The following is a 4,818-nucleotide window of genomic DNA, read 5'->3' as shown; positions in this document are numbered from 1 at the left end:
CCACCGCCCGCACCCGGCCTCGCCGGCTCGGCCCGCCCCGCTCAGGCCGCCGGGGCGACCGCGGCGTCCAGGCGGCCCGAGCGGCGCAGCGACTCGGCCACGAACCCGCAGGCCTTCAGCTCCTCGACGAGGTCGCGCAGGAACTGGACCGTCTCGGGCCGCCGCTCCCGGGACGTGCCCACAGCCTGCTTGATTTCCATGAAAGCCTCGTCGATCACCCGGACGCCCGGATGGGCGGCCGCGAATGCGGTCATCGGCTGCCGGATGCCCGCCCCCACCTCCAGGCCATCGGTGCGGAACACCACGGCGCCCTCCTCGCCGCGGACGATCTCGGCGTGCTCCAGCGTGCGCGACAGGAACAGGTCGTACGCGGAGCCCCGCTTCACCCCGACGCGCACGCCGGGCCGGTCGACCTCGCCGACCCCGGTGATGGGCGAGTCCACCGGCACGGCGAACACGGCCTCGATGACGGCGTACGGGGCGGTGAACGCCACTTCGGACGCACGGGCCGGTTCGACGGCCAGGAAACAGATGTCGGCCTGCCCGGACGTCAGCGCCTCGAACGACTTGCGGGCGGCGTCGAAGCAGACGAACTCGACGGGCACGCCCAGGCGCGCGCCGGCTTCCCGTGCGATGTCCACGGTCACCCCGCTCGGCGCGTCCGGCGTGCCCTGCGCCAGCACCGGATTGCCGAGGTTGATGGACGCCCGCAACACCCCGCCAGGAGCCAGATCCTGCACGACCTCACCACTAACGATCATGACCGCACCCTAGCCGACACCCACCCCGCCACCCCCGGAGCAGGTCTGCAATTTCGGGGAAAGTGCAGGAATTGGCTGGTTCATTGGTGCAGTTTCCCCGAAATTGCAGGACGCGTCAGAGGCGGCGCCAGAGGGCGGGGGTGTTCGGCGGTTCCCAGCCGGGCAGGGAGGTGTGGGCGATCTGGCAGGAGTAGGCCAGGCCGCCGTGGGTGACCTGCGCGGCGAGGGCGTATGGCTGGTAGGGCTGCCACGTGCCGCCGCCGGGCGGAGTCGGGGTCGGGCTCGGTGACGCCGTCCCCGTCGGGGAGGGCGAGGACGGCGTGCCCGGCACGTTCAGCACGAAGTCGAACGTGGCCTGCCGGGCCGAGCCGACCTGCTGCACGTTCATCAGCAGGGCCGGGTCGAACAGGGAGTCGGTGCTGTTGCGGGGCTCGTTCGGGAAGTACAGCTGCGTGGTCAGCACCGGGCGGCCCGGCGCCTGCACCTTGACGTGGATGTGACGGGTGCGGCCCGGGTACAAGCCCGGCACGATGGTCGACAGGGTGAACCGCCCCTGGCTGTCGGTGAACTGGTGGCCGCGGAAGCGGTTGCCGACGTTGTCGTACGCGCCGGCGTTGTCGGCCTGCCAGAAGTCCAGCAGCGCACCGGCGATGGGCTGGCAGGCCAGGCCGACGACGTAGCCGGTCACGGTCAGCCGGGTGCCCGCACCGTCGACCATCGCGGTGCGCAACGGCGAGCCGGGCTTGAAGTACGGCCCCTCCATCTGCGGCGGGGTGAGATCGTCGTCGTCGCAGGACTCGGGCGTGACCTGTAACGGCTGCCCGGAGGGCGTGCTCGCCAGCGCGGGCACGCCCGCGAGCAGCAGCGGCACGGCCGGCACGACCAGTGCCGCGCGGAGCAGGGTCTTGCGGGAGATGCCCGGGGTGCGGGCCTCGTCGTCGGTCATGAGCGGGTCTCCTTCGTGAGGCGTCGCCGGAAACCCTAGAGCGGCGCATAGCCACCGTTCGATGGACGTGATCGGGTGTTCGTGGTGTTTTCGGCGGCGCCCCACGTCCACGAGGCGACCCGCCGGAACTGCCCCGCGCTCGATCCGGTCTCCCGGCGGAAGAAGCGGCAGAAGTACGCCTGGTCGGCGAAGCCCAGCTCGCGGGCTATCTGCGCGATGCCCAGCCGGGTTCCCGCCAGCAGCCGCATGGCCTCCACGGTGCGCGCGTGGCGGATCAGCTCACCCGGCGAGCGCCCGGTCACGTCGCGGACCGCCTCGCCCAGGTAGCCCTGGGAGACGCCCAGCGCCGCCGCGCACTCCCGGACCGAGTGCCGCCCACCGCCGGGGCCGGTCAGCAGGTCGAGGAACCGGCCCGCCAGCTCGGCCCGCTGCCCGGTCGCGGCCGGCGGGGTGGGCGCGGCGGTGGCGCGGGCGGCCTTGGTCAGCAGGATGCGCAGGTAGGCCTGCACCACCCCGAGCGAGTCCGCGGCGGGCTCGTCGTATTCCCTGCGCATCCGGGCGACCAGGGTGAACGCCTCCGCGGCGAGTTCGGGGGCGAGGGTGCGGCAGGGCTGGTGGCCGAGCAGGTGCAGCAGTTCGCGGACGCGGGGGCAGCCCGCAAGGAACTCCTCGCCGAACAGGATCAGCGACCCGTCCAGGTCGGCGAGGTCCTGCCAGTGGTGGGCGCGGCCGGGCAGCACCACGGCGAGTTGCGGCGGCTCCAGCGGGTACGCGGCGAGGTCGACCACGTGCGCGCCGGTGCCGCTTCGCACGAGCACGACCTCGTAGAAGGTGTGCCGGTGCGGGAACGGGGCGTGCGACATGGGGCCGAGCGCGGCGAACGTGTCGATCGCGAACGGCACCGCCAGCGGCTGCGGCACCGTGAGCCGGTGCAATGGCAGGGACATCCCCCGAGCCTGGTGTCTCGGACTCGATCACGGCAGATGTCAGCCCGGTCCTATCACGCCCTGATGGTGTGCCACTCCACGAACCGTGTACCGTCCGGCATTCTGACGGGGAGGATCATCTTGTACGACCGTGGCGATCTGGTTCACGCATACCTCGGCGCGCAGGCCAGGGGCTTCGGCGGGTACTACGCCGAGTCTTCGACTTTCAACGCGGCGCTGAAGGCGCACCACGAGGCGATGCTCGACGGGCTGGAGCAGCTCTTCGGGCTGCGCCTGAGCGCGGACGGCGTCGGCTCCTTCGACAATCGCGTGCTCTTCATGCTGTTCGCCTCGACGGCCCGGTCGCTGCTCGCGCTCGGCACACCCTGGTCGGGCTTCCTGGAATCGACCCTGCTGGCCAAGAAGATCGAGGCGGCCGGAGCGAACGGGCAGCGCGTCACCGAGGCCGGCCGGCGCATCGAACAGCTCACGACGGAGTCACGGCAGGTCCATCTGGAGATGCTGGACGCGCTCGTCGCCGAGATGCTGGGCGACCGCGCCGACGCGACCTTCTCCCCTGCCGACCTGCGAGCGATCGGCGTCGACGACACGCGGCCGAACCCGAACGACTACGAGCTGTACGACGACTGAGCCGCGCCCTATCGGGGCTTAGTTACCGTAAACAATATGACCTGTTTGGAACTACAAGGTTTCCAGTGGTCTTCCTAGGTTCGGCCTGTGGTAACCAAATCCAGGCTCTTCACCGTTCTGATCGCCGTGGCGGCCCTCTCATCCGCCATGGTGGTCACGTCGGCCGCCACCGCCGGCCCGGCTTCTCCCGTCCCCGCTCCCCTGCCCGTCGCCGCGGACCGCGGCATGGTCGGCGAGCTCGCCCGCACTCTGCGCATCAGCCCTGATCAGGCACTCGCCCGGCTGGGCCGCGAGGCGGCGTACGCCCGCACCGAGCAGCACCTGCGCCGCACGCTGGGCGACGGCTTCGGCGGGGCCTACCTGAACGACGACGCCTCGACGCTGACCGTGGCGCTGACCAGCGCCGCCGACAGCCCGCGGGTCCGCGCGGCCGGGGCCGTCCCGGTCACGGTCGCGCACAGCGAGGCCCGGCTCGTGGACGGCGTGGCCCGGCTCGACCGCCGCGCCGCCGCCGCGCCGAAGCAGGTCCCCGGCTGGTACCCGGACGTGCGCACCAACCGCATCGTCGTGCTCTACCGCGACGGCGCGCTCGACACCGCCCGCAAGTGGGCCGCGGGCAGCGGGCTCGACGCCGCCGTGGTCCGGTTCGAGGCCAGCACCGAGCAGCCGCGTCCGCTGATCGACATCGTCGGCGGCAACGCCTACTACATCGGCAGCGGCACCCGCTGCTCGGTCGGGTTCGCGGTGACCGGCGGCTTCGTCACCGCCGGGCACTGCGGCACCACCGGCGCGACGACCACGCAGCCCAGTGGCACGTTCGCCGGATCCAGCTTCCCCGGCAACGACTACGCCTGGGTGCGCACCGCCGCGGGCAACACCCCCCGGGCGCAGGTCAACCGGTATCCGGGCACGGTGCCGGTCGCCGGTTCGCAGGCCGCCGGGGTCGGCGCCTCGGTGTGCCGGTCGGGTTCCACCACCGGCTGGCACTGCGGCACCATCAACGCCCTCAACAGCTCGGTGACGTACCCGCAGGGCACCATCACCGGCCTGATCCGCACCAACGTGTGCGCCGAGCCCGGCGACTCGGGCGGCTCGCTCATCGCCGGTGACCAGGCGCAGGGCGTGACCTCCGGCGGCTCCGGCAACTGCAGCTCCGGCGGCACCACGTATTTCCAGCCGGTCAACGAGATCCTGCAGGCCTACGGCCTGACCCTGACGGTGAGCGGCGGCACCCCGCCGACGACCCCGCCGAGCCCGACCGCCGGGCCGAGCGGGCCGCCGCCGGGCTGCGGCGGGCTGCCGGGCTGGAGCGCCACCACGGCGTACGCGCCCGGCGCGACCGTCGCCTACAACGGCCGCCGCTACGAGTCGACCTGGTGGTCGACCGGTGCGGTGCCCGACGCGCCCGGCTCCTGGGCCGTCTGGGCCGACCGCGGCGCCTGCTGACCCACGACCCTCCCCTCGGGTGGCCTGGGCGTTCCGGAGAAACGCCCAGGCCCCCCCCCCCACCACCCCCCCCGCAAGGGGAACAACC

General features: G+C 72.6%; 5 protein-coding genes. 2 read left to right on the top strand and 3 right to left on the bottom strand.

All coding sequences use genetic code 11. The features are described from left to right. Positions 1-41 precede the first annotated feature (41 nt). From F6W97_RS18535 to F6W97_RS18525, 3 genes are all read right to left on the bottom strand, one after another. On the bottom strand, positions 42-761 hold the full coding sequence (locus F6W97_RS18535) for a transporter substrate-binding domain-containing protein (protein ID WP_155371610.1): 720 nt from the start codon (positions 759-761) through the stop codon (positions 42-44). Between the two features lie 115 nt (positions 762-876). After that, complete coding sequence (locus F6W97_RS18530) at positions 877-1,707, bottom strand: dioxygenase family protein (RefSeq protein ID WP_155371609.1); 831 nt, start codon at positions 1,705-1,707, stop codon at positions 877-879. A 35-nt stretch (positions 1,708-1,742) separates the two neighbouring features. Continuing rightward, positions 1,743-2,654 (bottom strand): helix-turn-helix transcriptional regulator, encoded by a 912-nt coding sequence (locus F6W97_RS18525; protein ID WP_155371608.1) that lies wholly within the window; start codon positions 2,652-2,654, stop codon positions 1,743-1,745. 120 nt (positions 2,655-2,774) lie between these two features. Between F6W97_RS18525 and F6W97_RS18520 the strand changes: the two genes are divergently transcribed. Next, entirely contained in the window at positions 2,775-3,284 is a 510-nt protein-coding gene (locus F6W97_RS18520) for a hypothetical protein (protein ID WP_155371607.1), read from the top strand. Between the two features lie 147 nt (positions 3,285-3,431). Then, positions 3,432-4,730: an alpha-lytic protease prodomain-containing protein gene (locus F6W97_RS18515; protein ID WP_155371629.1), complete on the top strand. Its 1,299-nt coding sequence runs from the start codon at positions 3,432-3,434 to the stop codon at positions 4,728-4,730. The last annotated feature ends 88 nt before the right edge of the window (positions 4,731-4,818 follow it).

The organism is Catellatospora vulcania (assembly GCF_009720385.1).
GTDB lineage: Bacteria > Actinomycetota > Actinomycetes > Mycobacteriales > Micromonosporaceae > Catellatospora > Catellatospora vulcania.
The sequence above is the reverse complement of the archived record's forward strand: the minus strand, read 5'-3'. Positions and strand labels throughout refer to the sequence as shown.